Source organism: Micromonospora sp. NPDC051925, from assembly GCF_044548625.1.
GTDB lineage: Bacteria > Actinomycetota > Actinomycetes > Mycobacteriales > Micromonosporaceae > Micromonospora.
Genome location: NZ_JBIUCH010000006.1, coordinates 222,084 through 239,964, shown reverse-complemented (window position 1 = coordinate 239,964; position 17,881 = coordinate 222,084). Strand labels below are relative to the sequence as shown.

The 17,881-nt window shown below is 74.8% G+C and carries 3 protein-coding genes; all 3 read left to right on the top strand.

Going from position 1 to position 17,881, the window contains the following annotated elements:
- Positions 1-35: 35 nt before the first annotated feature.
- From ACIG87_RS10485 to ACIG87_RS10475, 3 genes are read left to right on the top strand one after another with little or no spacing between them, the layout of a single operon-like run.
- Positions 36-7,181: an amino acid adenylation domain-containing protein gene (locus ACIG87_RS10485; RefSeq protein ID WP_396850014.1), complete on the top strand. Its 7,146-nt coding sequence runs from the start codon at positions 36-38 to the stop codon at positions 7,179-7,181.
- Positions 7,178-11,647 carry a type I polyketide synthase gene (locus ACIG87_RS10480; protein ID WP_396850012.1) on the top strand — a complete coding sequence of 1,490 codons (4,470 nt, stop codon included), beginning with the start codon at positions 7,178-7,180 and terminating at the stop codon, positions 11,645-11,647. Before ACIG87_RS10485 ends, ACIG87_RS10480 begins: the two co-directional genes overlap by 4 nt.
- A 54-nt stretch (positions 11,648-11,701) precedes the next feature.
- On the top strand, positions 11,702-17,881 hold the full coding sequence (locus ACIG87_RS10475; RefSeq protein WP_396850010.1) for an SDR family NAD(P)-dependent oxidoreductase: 6,180 nt from the start codon (positions 11,702-11,704) through the stop codon (positions 17,879-17,881).

Below are 17,881 nucleotides of genomic sequence, written 5' to 3'. Positions count from 1 at the left end.
ATCGGTGAGCGCTCGGTACGAACGGGGGTAGAAGCATGAGCGGTGCCATGAACCGGACGTTCGCCGCTGGCGGCTCCGTGGGGGAGAGGGGCGTCCTGGGTGGACCGCCGGTCCCCCGCACCGGGGAGACCGTGCACGGGATGTTCGCCGACGTCGCCGAGCGGTACGCCCAGGGTGTCGCGGTCGTCGACACCACCGGCGAGACCAGCTATGCGGAGCTCCGCCGGCTCGCCGTCGGGATCACCGACCGGCTGCGGCGGCGGAACGTGGGCCCCGGCGACGTCGTCGCCGTCCGGATGCCACGCGGGGCCGTGCTGTTCGCGGCCGAGCTGGGCATCATGGCCACGGGCGCCTGCTACCTGCCGCTCGACCCGGCCGACCCGGTGGAACGCCATCGTCAGCTGCTCACCGACGCCGACCCGGCGGTCCTGCTCGTCCCGGACGACGACGCCGGAGCAGAGCCCGAGGGCCTGGCGTCCGCCCTGGGCAGCGACCGCGTGCACCGCCTCGACGCCTCGTGGCGGACGCCGGACGACACCGGACGGGCACCCGACCACGACGATCCCGACGTGGCCGCCTACCTGCTGTACACGTCGGGATCGACGGGCCGCCCCAAGGGCGTGGCGATGACGCACCGCGCGCTGGTCAACATGCTCCGCTGGCACGAGCACGCCCGCCCCGGGGTGCACCGGTCGCGGACCCTGCAGGCGTGCGCCGTCAGCTTCGACTTCTCCTTCCACGAGATCTACTCCGCGCTCTGTCTCGGCGGCACGCTCGTCGTCGCCGAGGACGGCCACCGGCGGGATCCGTACGCCCTGGCCACCTTCGCCGTGCAGCAGCGGGTGGAACGGGTGTTCCTCCCCGTACCGGCGCTGGCGCAGTTCGCGGAGGCCGCCGTGCAGCTGCCCGAGCCGCCGGCGCTGCAGCACGTCGTCACCACCGGCGAGCAGCTGCGGCTCACCGAACCGATGCGCGTCCTCGCCGAACGCACCGGCGTGCGGCTGCACAACCACTACGGCGCCACCGAGTTCCAGGACGCGACGGTGGCGACGCTGCCCGACGACGTGACGCGGTGGCCGCTGATCGCTCCGATCGGCTGGCCCATCGACAACGTCGAGGTCGCGCTCCTCGACGAGCAGGGCCGGCCGGTCCCCGCCGGAGAACCGGGTGAGCTGTACGTCGGCGGGGCCGGCGTCGCACCCGGGTACCGCAACCAGCCCGCGCTCACCGCCGAGCGGTTCACCACCCCCGCCGGGCTGTCCGGACGGTGGTACCGCACCGGTGACCTGGCCCGCCTCACCGACGCGGGGCTGGAGCACCAGGGCCGCGTCGACGCCCAGCTCAAGGTCAACGGCGTCCGGATCGAGCCGGCCGAGATCGAGGCCGCCACCTGCGCCCACCCCGGCGTCCACCAGGCCGCCGCCGCGCTGCACGAGATCGACGGCCGATCGCGGCTTGTCGTACACGTCGTCCTGCGTGACGGCGTGGTCGCCGAGGACGTCCTGCGTGAGGTGCCCGCAACGGTCGCCGAACGGCTGCCCGGGGCGGTGCGCCCGTACGGGTTCGCGGTGCTGACCGAGCTCCCGCTCACCTCGAGCGGCAAGACGGCACGGGCCCGGCTACGGCCACCGGAACGACTGATCCGCGCGACGCCGACGGCCACGGCCCTGCCGCGCAGCGAGTTGGAGCGCCGGATCGCCGCGATCTGGCGGGAGGAACTGGGTCTCGACGACGTCGGGGTCCGGGACAACTTCTTCGACCTCGGCGGTGTGTCGGCGCAGCTGATCACCGTCCGCCGCCGGCTCACCACCGAACTGGGGCTGCGCGTCGGTGCGGCCGACCTGGTCGAGTACCCGACCATCCGGGCGCTGGCCCAGCGGCTCGGCGCGGACGGCTCGGCGGTCGCCGACGCCGCGCCGGTCGCCGTTCCGCGTGCCGGCGACCCGGACGACCGGGTGGCGATCGTCGGCATGGCCGGCCGCTTCCCGGCCGCTCCCGATCTGGAGACGTTCTGGCGCAACCTGTGCGACGGCGTCGACGCGATCGTGGAGTGCACCGCCGAGGACGTCCGCTCCCAGGACCCGGCGCTGCTGACCGACCCGGACTTCGTCCGGATGGCGGGCCCGATCGCGGACCCCGAGTACTTCGACGCGGCGTACTTCGGCATCAACGCCAAGGAAGCCGCGCTGATGGACCCGCAGCACAGGATCTTCCTTGAGTGCGCGGTCGACGCGTTCGAGGACGCCGGTGAGGTGCCGGCCGGCTCGCGTACCGGGGTGTACGCCTCCAGCAGCATCAGCACCTACCTGGTGAACAACCTGGTGCCGCACTTCGGCTACACCGAGGGCCGGCCGCTGACCGAGGCCGACACCCAGCAGTTCATGGTGAAGCTGGGCAACGACCGGAACTACCTGCCGACCCGGGTCTCCTACCGGCTCGACCTCGGTGGTCCGAGCATCAGCGTGCAGTCGGCCTGTTCCAGCTCGCTGGTCGCGGTGCACCTGGCCCGTCGAGCCCTGCTGGCGGGCGAGTGCGACCTCGCTCTCGCCGGTGGCGTGTCGGTGGTGGTGCCGCAGTCCGCCGGCTACCTGTACGAGGACGGCCTGATCCGCTCGCGCGACGGCCGGAGCCGGGTCTTCGACGCCGACGCATCCGGCACGATCTTCAGCAACGGCTGCGGCGTCGTACTGCTCAAACGGCTCTCGGCGGCGATCGCCGACGGCAACCGCGTCTACGCCGTGGTGGCCGGTTCCGCCGTCAACAACGACGGCGTCGACAAGCTCGGTTTCACCGCGCCGAGCGCCGCCCGGCAGGCCGAGGTGGTGGCCGCCGCCCTGGCGGACGCCGGGGTCCGCGCGTCCGAACTCGGTTACATCGAGGCACACGGCACCGGCACGCCGCTCGGCGATCCGATCGAGGTGGCCGGTCTGGACCAGGCCCTGCGGGCGGTGGGCGGCACCGCGCCCGCCAGCGTCGCGGTCGGCTCGGTCAAGAGCAACATCGGGCACCTCGACGAGGCCGCCGGCATCGCCGGACTGATCAAGACCGCGCTCGCCGTCCACCACGGGGTGATCCCGGCGAGCCTGCACTTCCGTACCCCCAACCCGGAGATCGACTTCGCGTCCAGCGCGCTGCGGGTGCCGACCACCACCGAGACGTGGCCGGCGGGACGGCCCCGGGTGGCGGCGGTCAGCTCGCACGGCATGGGTGGCACCAACAGCCACCTCGTCCTCACCCAGGCGCCGGAGCGTGCGTCGGCGTCCCTCGCGACCACCGCGCCGGCCGGCCCGGTGCTGCTGCCGGTGAGCGCCCGCGCCCCGGAGGCGGCCCACGCGTTGGTCACCCGGTACCAGGCCCTGCTCACCACGGACGGGGCCGACCTCGCCGACGTCGCCCGGTCGGCGGCGCTCGGGCGTACCCAGCACCCGTACCGGGTCGCCGTGCTCGCCACCGACGCCAGGGAGGCGGCGGAGCTCCTGGGACGTGCGACCGTGCACGGGCCACGCGCCGAGAGGGCTGTCGCCTTCGTCTTCGCGGGCCAGGGCGCCCAGTGGGTCGGCATGGGCGCTGACCTCTACGCCACCTACCCGGTGTTCCGGTCGGTCCTCGACGACTGCGCCGCGGAGGTCCGCCGGGCAACCGGCACCGACCTGCGCGAACTCGTCTTCGACGGCGTCGGCGGCGACCTGGACCGGACGGCCTGGGCCCAGCCCGCCCTCTTCGCGGTGCAGTACGCGCTCGCCCGGCTCTGGCAGTCCTGGGGCGTGCAGCCGGACGTCGTGACGGGGCACAGTGTGGGCGAGTTCGTGGCGGCCTGCCTCGCCGACGTCCTGTCCCTCCCGGACGCGCTGCGCCTCGTGGTGGCCCGGGGTCGCCTGATGGACGCGCTGCCCGACGGCGGGGCGATGCTGTCGCTGCTCGCCCCACCCGACGCCGTCGCCGATCTGCTCGACGGGATCGGCGACGACGTGAGCGTGGCGGCGGTCAACGGCCACGACTCGGTGGTGCTGTCCGGTGCCGCCGAGCTGATCGACCGGGTCCGCGCCGAGGCGGACCGTCGCGGCTGGCGGCACAACAGGTTGCGCGTCTCGCATGCCTTCCACTCCGCGCTGATGGACCCGATGCTCGACGAGTTCCGCGTGCTGGCCGAGCGGGTGAGCTACCGCGCGCCCCGCATTCCCGTGCTCGCCAACCGCACCGGGGCGGCCGTGTGGGCCTTCGACGCCGAGCACTGGGTACGGCACGCCCGGGAGACCGTCCACTTCGCCCGCTGCGTGGACAGCGCCGTCGAGGACCACGGAGTCACCACGATCGTCGAGGTGTCGCCGAAGCCGACCCTGGTCCGGTTCGCCGCCCGCGAGGGTGTGCTGGTCGTACCGACCCTGCGCGAAGGCGCCGGACGCGAACAGCTGCTCGACTCGCTGCGCCGGCTGTACCTGGACGGTCGGGACGTGGCCTGGTCCGGCGTCCACGGGCACGGTGAGCGGGTCGGGCTGCCCGCCTACCCGTGGCAGCGCACCCGGCACTGGATCGAACCCGTCCGCCGGGTGACGCGCACCGGGCCGGGCCGGGCCGCCGGTGTCTTCCTCGGGGACCGCGTGGACCAGCCGGGCAGCAGTGAGATCCGGTTCGTCTCCCAGGTCGACCCGGACCACCCACGGTGGCTGACCCAGCACCGCATCTTCCGGCGCGTGGTGCTGCCCGGGGTCGCGTACCAGGACCTCGCGTTCGCCGCCGCCGGGGAGCTCGGCCTGCTCCGGCCCGCCCTCGACGACTTCCTCATCCACCAGGCGATGCGTTTCGCCGACGACACCGAGGCCCGCGACCTGCACGTGGTGCTGAAGCCGGTCGCGGACGGCCACGCGGTGGAGATCCACTCCCGGTCCACCGTCGGGGCGGGGCCGTGGGCGCGGCACGCCACCGGCACCCTCACGGCCGGTGCGGCGTCGCCCGTCGCCGAGCTGGCGTCGCTGCGCCGGAGATTCGTCACACCGGTCTCTCCCGAGGAGATCTACCGCGGCGAGCGCGGTCGACTCATCGATCTTGGCGAGTGGTTCCAGGTCACCCGGGCGCTGTGGCGTGACGGCTCGGGATGCCTGTCCCGCATCGAACTGCCGTCCCGGGTGACCTCGGCGGCCCATCTGCACGCGGTGCATCCGATCCTGCTGGAGGCGTGTCTGCTCGCGCTCACGGTGACGTACCCCCGGCCGTTCGCCGAACGCACGTACATTCCGGTCGGGGCCCAGCGGGTCACCCTGCACCAGGCCGGGACGCCGGGGAGCGCCTGGTGTCACGCCGAGCTGCGGCCGACCGACGACCCGGATCCCCGCTCGCTGGTCGGGGACATCACCCTCTACGACGACGACGGGCGGGTCCTGGTCGTCATGTCGGGCGTGCTGCTGCGGCAGGCGACCGCCGAGGCGATGGCCGGGGACGCGGACGCCGGCCGGTGGCGACGCCGGCGGTACCGGCCGGTGTGGGTGGAGCAGTCGCTGCCCCCGGTCGCGCCGCCGGCAGGCTCGTGGATCGCCGTCGGCGCCGAGCTGGCGCACTCCGTCGCGGGCGCGGCCGAACGCCAGGGTGTCCGGTGCCGGGTCGTCGCCGACGCCACCGGCCTGGCCGAGGCCGTCTCCCGGGAGCAGCCGGACGCCGTGCTGCTCGCCTGGCCTGCGGAGAGTCCCGACCCGGGCCCCGACGCCGGCCCGGCCCGGGATCTGACCCTGTCGCTGCTGGGCTGCTTCCGGGGCCTGCTGGACCTGCCGTCCCCACCGTCGGTGACGGTCCTCACCCGCCAGGCGTGGGGCAGTTCCCCCCGGCCCGCGCAGACCGCGCTCTGGGGACTCACCCGGGTCCTCGGTCAGGAGCGTCCCGACAGCCTGCCGTCCCTCGTCGACCTGCCCGCGCACGGCGCGGACCCGGATGCGATCGTCGCGGAGACGGCCGCCCGGGTCGCCGACGAGGTGACGCTGTACGACGGGCGACGCCGGGTCCTGCGGCTGCGGCCGGACACCGACCAGCCGGACGACCTGACGATCAGCCCCGACGGCACCCACCTCGTCACGGGCGGCCTGGGCGGCCTGGGCCTCGAGGTCGCCGCGACGCTGGCCGCCATGGGTGTGCGCCACCTCGCCCTCGTCGGCCGCCAGCAGCCCGGCGAGCACGCACGGGAGCGGATCGGCGCCCTCGCCGTCTCCGGCGTCGAGGTGCGTACGTTCACCGCCGACGTCAGCGACGGGGAGCAGGTCGCCGCGCTCGTGGCCGCGGTCGAGCGGGAGATGCCCCCGCTGGTCGGCGTGCACCACCTCGCCGGCACGCTCGCCGACGGTCTCCTGGAGTCGCAGACCCCCGAGCGCTTCGACGAGGCGTGGGCCGCCAAGGCGGGCGGCGCGTTCGCCCTCCACCGCGCCACCGCCCACCTCCGCCTCGCCCACTTCGTCCTGTTCTCCTCTTCGTCCGGCCTGCTCGGCACCGCCGGGCAGGGCAACTACGCGGCGGCCAACACGTACCTCGACGGCCTCGCGGCGGCCCGACGCGCCGCCGGACTCCCCGCGGTGTCCATCCAGTGGGGATCGTGGGCGGAGACGGGCATGACGGCCCGAGCCGGCCTCGAGGAGCGCCTCGACCGGCTCGGTGAGGGCGTGCTGCCGCTGCGGGAGGCCACCGGGGCATTCCGGGCGATCCTGGCGGCGCCACCGGACGACGGTGTGGTGGCTGTCCTGGCGCACACCTGGCCGCGATACGCCGCGCACCACGCCACACCTCCGGGTCCGGTGCGTGATCTGCTGCCGGCCGAGCCGGTGGGACGGCCCGACGCCGGTGGGTTGCCGGACCGGCTGCGCGAGGCGACGCCCGACCACCGGCGCAAGCTCGCCGAGGAGTACGTCCACGACATCGTCGCGGAGGTGCTCGGCGTGCCGCGCCTGGACACCGACGCCGGGCTCTTCTCGCTCGGCCTGGACTCGCTGGCCTCGCTGGAGCTGCGCAACCGGCTGCAGAGCGCGTTCGCCGTCCGGCTCGGTCAGACGGCGGTGTTCGACCATCCGACGGTGGCGGGGCTCGCCGAGCACCTGCTCGTCGTCCTTGATCTGCCGACCGACGAGCCGTCCGACGAGGCGTCGGCGGAGGAACAGTCGATCGACGAGGTGGCCGCATTGCTGGCGAAGAGGCTCGGGATCCGATGAGTGTCGACTACGGTCCGCTGCTGCGCAGGGCGCTCGCCCGCATCGACGAGTTGGAGACCGCGGCGGCCCGCCGGCACGAGCCGATCGCCGTGGTGGGGATGGCCTGCCGGCTGCCGGGCGCACCGGACCCGGCGGCGTACTGGGACCTGCTGTCCGGTGGGAAGTCCGCCCTGGGGCCCGTGCCGGACGACCGCTGGCCGGTGGACGGGAGTTTCGTCGACGCCGGTGGCTTCGTCGGCGCCCTCCGCGACTTCGACGCCCGGTTCTTCGGAATCTCCGGTCGGGAGGCCGTCACTCTCGACCCCCAGCAACGTCTGCTGCTGGAGCTGGCCTGGGAGGCGTTCGAGGACGCCGGCATTCCCGGCCGGTCGGTTCCGGAGCCGACAGGTGTCTTCGTCGGCATCAGCAACATCGACTACCGCGAGGGCATGACCCACGAGGACGACCTCGACGGGTACTTCTCCTCCGGCGCCACGCCCAGCACGGCGAGCGGGCGGCTCGCGTACGTCTTCGGCACCCGGGGGCCGGCCCTGTCGATCGACACGGCGTGCTCGTCCTCGCTGGTCTCGGTGGACCTCGCCGTCCGGCACCTCCGGGACGGCACGTGTGACCTGGCCCTGGCCGGCGGGGTCAACAGGATGGTCACGCCACACGAGAGCCGCAGCCTCACCCGGGCCGGCATGCTGTCGCCCACCGGACGCTGCCTTCCGTTCGACGCCGCCGCCGACGGCTACGTACGCGCCGAGGGCGGCGGTCTCGTGGTGCTCAAGCGGGCGTCGGACGTCGGCCCGCACGACCGGGTCCTCGGCCTGATCCTCGGCAGCGCCGTGAACCAGGACGGCCGGAGCAGCGGTCTGACCGTGCCGCACGGTCCCGCCCAGCAGGAGGTGATCCGCGCGGCGCTGCGCGACGCCGGGGTGGAGCCGGACGCCGTGGGATACGTGGAGGCGCACGGCACCGGCACCGCCCTCGGTGACCCGATCGAGGTCAACGCGCTCGGTGCCGTCTTCGCCGGGCGTCGTGACCACCTGCGGATCGGCTCGGTCAAGGCCGCCATCGGCCACGCGGAGTCCGCAGCCGGCATCGCAAGCCTGCTCAAGGTGCTGCTCATGCTGCGACACGGGGAGATACCGCCGACGCCTCAGGTGACCGGGCCCAATCCCCGCATCGACTGGAACGACATCCCGGTCCGCGTGCCGTCCACTGGCGAGCCGTGGCCGGGCGACGCCCGCCGGATCGCGGGCGTCAGCTCCTTCGGCTTCAGCGGCACGAACGCCCACCTGGTCGTCGCCGAACCGACGGCGGACCAGGCTGCCACGCCGGCCACGGATGAGGGTGGCGCACCGCCCGCAGAGCAGGCCGCCGCCGCACCGAACGCGGACCAGGTCGCCGCGGCGTCGGGCGCGGACCAGGTCGGCCCGCTGGCCATGGAGCAGGTCGGCGCGCTGGACACGGACCACGCCGCCGCGCCGCCCGCCGGGGCCGACGGTCCGCTGCTGCTACCGCTGTCGGCGCGTCACCCGCAGGCCCTCGCCGACCTGGCGGACGCCTACCGCCGGCAGCTCCGCACGACCGCCGACCCGGCGGCGCTCGCCCTGGTCGCCGCCGTCGGCCGCAGCCATCTCCCCTGGCGTCGGTGCGCCGTCGGAACGACAGTCGAGGAGCTCGACGCCGCCCTGCGGCGGCCGGGGCCCGCCGACCCCACCGGGCAGCGGCCCAGGGTGGCGTTCCTGTTCACCGGCCAGGGCTCCCAACGGCCGGGGATGACCGCCGAGCTGTTCCGGACCGAGCCGGTGTTCCGCGCCGCCATCGAGGAGTGCGCCGAGATCCTGGGTCCGGTGCTCCCGGTGCCCCTACCGAAGCTGCTGTTCGAATCCGGGGAGCAAATCCACGAGACCCGCTTCACCCAGCCCGCGCTGGTCGCCGTCGGCTACGCGCTGGCACGGCTGTGGCGGGAGTGGGGCGTCCGCCCCGACCACGTCCTGGGCCACAGCGTCGGGGAGTACACGGCGGCCTGCGTGGCCGGGATCCTGACGCTGCCCGACGCCCTGCGCCTGGTGGCCGAGCGGGCCCGCCTCATGCAGCAGTGCCCGCCCGGGGTGATGGTCGCCGTCCGGTGCGGCGTCGCGCAGGTCGAGCCGCTCCTGGCCGGAGCGTCCCGGTCGGCCGTCGCCGCGGTCAACGGTGCCGAGAGCACCGTGCTGACGGGCGACGAGAACGAACTGCGGCCGGTCCTCGACGCGCTGACCGCCCGGGGCGTGACACATCGGTGGCTCACCGTGTCGCACGCGTTCCACTCACCGCTGCTCGCCGACTTCGCCGAGCCGTTCACCGCGTTCGCCCGCCGCCTCACGTACCGCACGGCGGAGATCCCTCTGGTCTCGAACCTCACGGGTACGGTCGTCACGACGACCGACGCCGACTACTGGCGCGAGCACGCCATGAAGCCCGTGTTGTTCCACAGTGGTGTGCAGACGCTGCGCGAGGCGGGCGTGGACACGCTGGTCGAGCTGGGTCCGGAACCGGTGCTGCTCGGCATCGCCGGCCAGGACTGGGCGGCTGCCCGGCGGCTGCCGAGCCTGCGCGGCGGCCGGGAACGGGAGACCCTGCTGGACAGCCTGGCCCGGCTGTACGACAGCGGTGCCGACATCGACTGGGCCGCCGTCACCCGGCGGCACGCCACCGGCCGCCGGTTCGTCGCCGCGCCGACGTACCCGTTCCAGCGGGAACGCCACTGGGCGCTGACCGACACCACCGGCCGGGGCCGCCAGGTGCGCCCGCTCGACGTGGTCCACACCGCCTGGCACGAGCAGCGGCGGCCGGTCGGCCCACCGCGCAGGTTCGACGGTCTGCTCGTCGGGCCGGACGCCGAGTCGCTGGCCGGTGCGGTGAGCCTGCCGTGCCGTACCGGCCGGCTGGAGCCGGACACCCGGGTCAGCGACGTCGTCTACGCCGCCCCGGCCACCAGCGGGGATCCCGAGCGGACGGCCGCCGCCTGCGCCGAACTCCTGTCGGTGGCCCGTGACCTCGCCTCGCGGGCCGTACCGCCCCGGCTGGTCCTGGTGACGCGCGGCGCGGTCGCCGAGGCGGCCGACCCCGGTCAGGTCGCGCTCTGGGGCCTGATGCGTACCGTGCAGGCCGAGTACCCGGCCCTCGACTGCCTCGCCGTCGACGTCGCCGTCGACGTGCGGCCCGGCCTGCTCGCGGCCGAGCTCACCGCCCCGGCGGGGCACCGGTTCGTCCGGCTGGACGGCATCCGCCGGCTGACGCCCGTGCTCACACCGGTGCCGATCTCCGCCGGCCCGCCCTGGCAGCCACCGCCCGGGGCCGTGCTCGTCACCGGCGGGCTGGGCGCGCTCGGCCTGCGCCTCGCGCAGGACCTGGCTGCCGCGGGCGTACGGCACCTGGTCCTGTTCGGCCGTAGCGCGCCCTCGGCTGCCGCGCGGATGGTCGTCGACCGGCTCCGGGGTGACGGGGTGGACGTCCGGCTCGTCCGGGGCGACGTCACGGCGGAGCAGGACGTCCGTCGCGCGCTCGACGAGGCCACCCCGCTCGCCGGTGTCGTGCACGCCGCCGGGGTGCTCGACGACGGACCGCTCACGGAACAGAGCCCCGAGCGGTTCGCCGCGGTGCTGCGGGTGAAGGTACGCGGTGGACACCTGCTGGATCAGCTGAGCCGACCGCTGCAGCCCCGGTTCTTCGTGGCCTACTCGTCGCTCGCCGCGGTGGTGCCGACGCGTGGGTCGGGCGCGTACGGGGCCGCGAACGCGTACCTCGACGGCCTGGTGGCCGGCCGCCGCGCGGCGGGCCTGCCGGCGATCTCGGTGGCGTGGGGGCCCTGGGCCGGCCCGGGGATGGCGTCCGGCGAGGCCGCGTTGCACGAGGCGATGGGCCTGCGGATGATCGACCCGGCCGCCGGGACCGCCACGCTGCTCGCGCTGCTGTCCGACCCCGACGTGCCGGCCCGGGTGGTGGTGGCCCCTGCCGACTGGTCGCGGTTCCGGGCGGCGCTCGCCGAGTCCTGCCCGCCCGGGATGTTCGACGCCGTGGCCGCCCCGGCGGACGGCCCCGAGGAGCCCACCGCGCGGCAGGTGCGGGTCGAGGACACCACGGCGCTGCGGGAACACGTGGTGGAGGTGGTACGCGACGTGCTGCGGATCAGCGGGCCGGTGGACGACCACGAGGGCTTCTTCGACATGGGCTTCGACTCGCTCACGGTCCTGGAGCTGCGTACCCGGTTGCAGGCGGAGTTGGGCGTCCGGCTGCCCTCCACCGTGGCCTTCGCCTTCCCGACGGTGGCACGGCTCGTCGAGCGGCTGCGGGCCGACCTGGGCCTGGCCGAGGCGGAACCACCGCGCACCGCGCCGCCCGTCGCACCGGAGGTCACCGCCCCGGAGGGGGACGACGAACTGGCCGCGTTGCTCGCCCGCGTCGATCGTGGCTACCGCGAGATCCAAGGCATGTGATGACGCGGTTCGGGGCACAGCACGCACCGCAGACCAGCGCCGGAGGGGGAGTACGTGAACGAGGCTGAGCTCCGTGAGGCGCTGCGACGATCCGTCGCGGTCATCGACTCGCTCGAACGCCGCCTGGAGCGGGCGGACCAGCCGATCGCCGTGGTGGGCATGGCGTGCCGCTTCCCCGGGGCGGCGGACCTCGACGCGTACTGGCGGCTGCTCCTCGACGGGGTGGACGCCATCAGCGACATCCCCGCCGACCGGTGGGACGTCGACCGCTTCTACGACCCGGACCGCGCCGCCCCCGGCAAGATGTACAGCAGGCGGGGCGGCTTCGTTGCTGACGTCGACAGGTTCGACGCGGCCTTCTTCGGCATGTCCCCCCGGGAGGCCACCCGCACCGACCCGCAGGCCCGGATGCTGCTCGAGGTCAGTTGGGAGGCGCTGGAGCACGCCGGGCAGTCACCGCAGCTGCTCCGGGGTTCCCGGACGGGGGTGTACGTCGGGTACGCCGAGAACGACTACGCGAAGCTGGTCGACCGGTTGACCGAGCGCAGCGGTGTCGTCGACCCGTACGACGCCACCGGCACGGGAGCGTGCTTCGCCGCCGGCCGGATCTCGCACGTGTTGGGCCTGAACGGCCCCAACCTGGCGGTCGACACCGGGTGCTCCAGCGCGCTGGTCGCCATGCACCAGGCGATCGGGGCGCTCCGGTCCGGCGAGTGCGACGTGGCCCTCGCGGGCGGGGTGCACCTGCGGCTCGCGCCGGAAACGACGCTGGCCCTCGCCCGGACCGGCGCGCTGTCGCCAGACGGGCGGTGCAAGACCTTCTCCGCCGCGGCCGACGGATTCGGGCGCAGCGAGGGCTGCGGGATGATCGTGCTCAAGCGGCTGGATGACGCCCTGGCCGACCGTGACCCGGTGCTCGCCGTGGTCCGTGGCAGCGCGGTCAACCACGACGGCCCCGCCAGCGGCCTGACCGCGCCGAACGGAGCCGCCCAGGCGGCGCTTGTCGGTGCGGCCCTGCGCCGCGCGGGGGTCGGTCCACAGGAGATCGGCTACGTCGAGGCCCACGGCACCGGCACGCTGCTCGGCGACCCCATCGAGATCGACGCGCTCGCCTCGGTCTTCGGCACGGTCACCGGGCCGGTCTGGCTCGGCTCGGTGAAGTCGAACATCGGTCACACCGAGGGCGCGGCCGGTGCCGCCTCGGTGATCAAGACGGTGCTGGCCATCGCGCACGGGCTCGTCCCGCGCAGCCTGCACGCCGAACCACCGAACCCGCACGTCGACTGGGACGCGTTGCCGTTCTCGATCCCGTCGAACACCCGGCCCTGGCCGGCGGATCGGCGCTACGCGGGGGTCAGCTCGTTCGGCATGAGCGGCACCAACGCGCACCTCGTGCTCGGTCCGCCCCCGGCCCGCGGGGCCACCACCGGGCCCCGGCGTCCGGCCCGGGTGCTGCCCGTGTCGGCACGTACGCCGGCCGCCCTCGCCGTCCTGCTCGACCGGTACGCCGACGCCCTGCGCGACGACGCCGACGTCACGGCGCTGTGTCTCACCGCCGCCACCGGCCGGGCCCACCTGCCCGTACGGGTGGCGGTGACCGGCGAGACGAGCGCCGAACTCGTCGAGCGGCTCGGTGAGCGCCGGAACGCGGTGCCGCCTCCCCCGGCGCGGAAGCCGACAGTCGCCTTCCTGTTCACCGGCCAGGGGGCGCAGTGGGTGGGCATGGGTGCGGAGCTGTACGCCACCGCCGAGGTGTTCCGGGCGACGGTGGACGAGTGCGTGCCCGCGATCCGGGAGCTGACCGGCACCGACATCCGCACCGTCATGTTCGAGGGCTCCGGCGGCGACCTGGCGCACACCACCTGGACCCAGCCCGGCCTCTTCGTGCTCGGACTCGGCCTGGCCCGCCTGTGGCAGTCGTGGGGTGTCACCCCGACGGTCCTCGTCGGGCACAGCGTCGGCGAGCTGACCGCCGCCTGTGTGGCCGGCACGCTCTCCGTGGCCGACGCGCTGCGGCTGGTCGTCGCCCGTGGCCGACTCATGGCGGAGGGGCCGGGTGACGGGGTGATGACCGCCGTCGCGGCGGACGAGAAGACCACCGCCGCCGCCGTCGGCGACCTCGACAGGACCGCCGTGGCCGCGGTGAACAGTCCGCACGAGACGGTGATCTCGGGTCCGGAGGACCAGGTCGGCGCGGCGGAGGCGCGGCTGCGGGCCGACGGGGTACGGGTGCGTCGGCTGGCGGTGTCGAACGCCTTCCACTCGCCGTTGATGACGGAGGCCGCCGCCGCGTTCGCCGGGGTCGTCGCGCAGGTGCCACTGCGCCGACCGCAGATCCCGATCGTCGCCAACGTCCACGGCGTCGCCGACCCGGAGCTCGTCACCCGGCCGGAGTACTGGGCCGACCATCTGGTGAGCCCGGTGCGGTTCGCCGACGGCATCCGGGCCGCCGCCGACGCGGGGGCCGACCTTTTCGTCGAGATCGGCCCGAAGGCGGTCCTGCTGGGGTTCGCCCGCGACTGCCTGGCCGATCGGGAGGACGTGCGGTTCGTGCCGAGCATCCGGCCCGGACAGGAGTGGTCGACCCTGGCGGCGGGCCTGGCCGAATGCTACGAGCGCGGGGCCGACGTCGACTGGCGGGCGTTCGAGGGCGACCACGACACCGTACGCGTCGCCGCGCCGACCTACCCCTTCGAGCGGGAACGGTACTGGTTGCCCGAGCCACCACCGGCCGCCCACCCGCGGCACGGCGTGTTCACCGATCTCGTCGAGGACACCGGGGACGGCTCGCTGGTGGCCCAGACCCGGCTCACCCCCGCGACCGCCGCGCTGGCGGAGCATCGGATCCATGGTGACGTCGTGGCACCGGCCGCGTTCCACCTGGCGGTCCTCCTCGACGCGGCCCGCGTCGAGGCCGGGGGCCGGCACGTCGACCTCGTCGACCTGGTCTTTCCCGCCCCGCTCGCCGTGCCCGCGGAGGACGCCGTACGGGTCCAGGCCAGGCTGCACGGCAGCACCGCCCAGCGGGAGTGCACGCTGGAGACCGTCACCCCCGACGGACGTGTCACCCATGCCGTCGGGCAGGTACGCGCCAGCGCCGCGCCCGTCCTGGGCGAACGGCTCGATCCGGTCGTGCTCCGGTCCCGCCTCGACCGCACCGTCGACCCGGTCGCCCTGTACGAGCGTCTCGCCGCCGGGGGCGTCGACCTCGGGCCGGCGTTCCGGTGGCTCACGGCGGTGCGGGTCGGTGCCGACGAGGCACTCGCCGAGCTGACGCCGCAGCCGCAGCCGCCGGCACCGCACCCCGACAGCGTGCATCCCGGGCTCCTCGACGCCTGCTTCCAGCTCACCGAGGCGACGCGGGCCACGGACGACACCGCAGCCCGGCTGCCCTTCGCGCTGGGCCGGCTCACCCTCGACGGATCGGCCCTGCACCGGGCCCGGTACGTCCACGGTCGACGGGCGGACGACGGCACCTGGCGGCTGACGATCCTCGCCCCGGACGGCGAGCCGGTCGGCGTCCTCGACGGCTTCCGGGACCGCGTCGTCGACCGGGAGGCCCTCGCCGGGCACCAGCGGGAACGCGGATGGTTCGCCCGGCAGGAGTGGCAGCCGGCTGCGCCGACCACGGCGACCGCCGCCCGGCCGGAGGGTCTGCTGCTGCTCGCCGACGACACGCCATGGGCGGCGACGGTGGCCGGGGCCCTCGGCTGCCCCCGACGTGACCTGGACGGCGACCTCGACGAGGGGCCCGGCGGGGCCGTCCACGTCGTCGCCGCGTTCGCGCCGACGGGTGACGACGCCGACGCGACCACCCGGTTCCTCGACACCCTGCTCCGGCACGTACGCCGGCTGGGTGACCGCCTCACGCCGCCCACGCTGACGGTGCTGACCCGTGGCGCGCAGCCCGTCGACGCCTGCGTGGTGACGCCGTCCCAGACCGCGGTCTGGGTCTTCTCGCGGACCGTCTCCGCCGAGTACCCCGACCTGCGCTGCCGTGCCGTCGACGTGGCGGACGAGTCGGATCTGGCCGAGGCGGCGGCCCGGATCGCCGATCCGGACTCCGGCGACCGGTTGGTGATCCGTGCCGGCCAGACCTACCGGGAGTCGTTCGCCGAGGCGGATCCGCCCACCCGGCCCGAGCCGGCGAGGCTCGTCCTCACCGGGTACGGCAGCCCGGACGCCCTGACGATGGTCCCGCTGGACCGCCGGCCGCCCGGACCCGGCGAGGTCGAGATCGCGGTACGCGCGGCCGGGCTGAACTTCCGTGACGTGCTCATCTCCCTCGGCATGCTGGCCGAGCACTACGCCGACGACCTCGGCATCACCCGGGCCGACGAGGTCCCCCTCGGCTTCGAGTGCGCGGGGGTCGTGGTGGCGGTGGGGCCGGGGGTCACGGACCGGGCTGTCGGCGACGACGTCGTCGCGTACACGGAGCATGCCTTCGCCACGCACGTCAACGTCCGGGCGGCGCACACCGCGCCGCTGCCCGCCGGCATGAGTCACGCCCAGGGCGCGACCCTGCCGCTGGCGTTCCTCACCGCCGAGTACTCCCTGCACCACCTGGCGGAGCTGCGCGCCGGGGAGCGGGTGCTGATCCACGCCGCGGCCGGCGGTGTCGGGCAGGCCGCCGTCGCGCTGGCCAGGGCTGCGGGCGCGGAGGTGTTCGGCACGGCGAGCGCGCCGAAGCACGACGTCCTGCGGCGGATCGGGGTCGACCACGTCCTCGACTCCCGGAGCACCGGGTTCGCCGAGCGGGTCCTCGACCTCACCGGCGGGCGTGGCGTGGACGTGGTGCTCAACAGCCTCAGCGGCGACAGCATCGAGGCCGGCCTGCGGGCCCTGGCCCACGGTGGCCGGTTCGTCGAACTCGGGCGGGTGGGCGTCTGGAGCACCGAACAGGCCCAGCGGGTCCGGCCCGACGTGCGGTACCACCGTTTCGACTTCGGTGACGTCACGGAGCAGGACCGCACCCTCGTCGCGCGCCTGTTCGCCGACCTCCTCCCCCGGTTCGGTACCGGGGAGCTCACGCCGCTGCCCCTGCGGGCCTTCCCGATGACGGAGGCGGCCGAGGCGTACCGGTACATGCAGCGCGCCCGGCACGTCGGCAAGCTCGTGCTCGTGCCGCCGACGCCCGTGGAACTACCGGCGACGGCCGGGGTCCTGGTGACCGGCGGCACCGGCGCGCTGGGCCTGCGGGCGACCCGGATGCTGGCGGACGCGGGGGTACGCCGGCTCGTCCTGATGGGGCGCGGCACGCCGGCCGGCACGGTGGTCGACGACCTGCGCGACCGGGGTGCCGAGGTGGAGTTCGTGGCCGGCGACGTGGCCGTGGAGGCGGACGTGCGGGAGGCCGTCGCGCGTACCGGCACGCTGGGCGGGATCGTGCACGCCGCCGGCGTCCTCGAGGACGGTGTCCTGCGCGGCCAGAGCGCCGAGCGGTTCGCCACCGTCCTGCGACCCAAGGTGTCCGGCGGGGCCGTGCTCGACCGGGTCGCCCGGGAGCACCGCCCGGAGTTCTTCGTGGTCTTCTCGTCGGTCACCGCTGTCGAGGAGCGCGGCGGTCAGGGTGCGTACGGCGCGGCGAACGCGTACCTCGACGGGCTGGTCGCCCGACGCCGGGCGGACGGCCTGCCGGGGCTCTCGATCGCCTGGGGGCCGTGGGCCGGGGCCGGAATGGCCGCGAGCCTGGACGGCGTCCGCAAGATCGACCCGGACACGGGCGTCACCGTCCTGCGCCGGCTCGTCACCGCCGGCACCGCGACGCCCGCCACCGTCATCGTCGATCCCAACCGGACTCCGGCGACGTCTCCCGGGCAGCCCGCCGCGTCGCCGGCCGGGCCCACCGGGGCGGACCGGCCCCGCACCCCGGCGGCGATGACGGACTACCTGGCGGGTCTGGTCCGCCGCCTCACCGGACTGCCGGCGCGGGTGCCGCTGGACGACCGGACGCTCTTCGCCGACGTCGGGGTGGACTCGCTGGTCCTCATCGAGTTCCGCCAGTGCATCCAACGGGACCTGACGGTGTCGGTGCCGGCGTCGGCGGTCTTCGACCACCCGTCGCTGGGCGACATGGCCGGCTACCTCCTCGCCCGGCTGGCGCCCCCGCCGCCCGGAGCCCCGGCACCGGGCCCTCGCCTGCCGCGCACCCGGGACCTGGACGAGGCGGACGCGGAGAACCTCCGCCGCATCCTCGACGAGGAACTCGGGGAACTCGACGAAGGGATGGAGTGA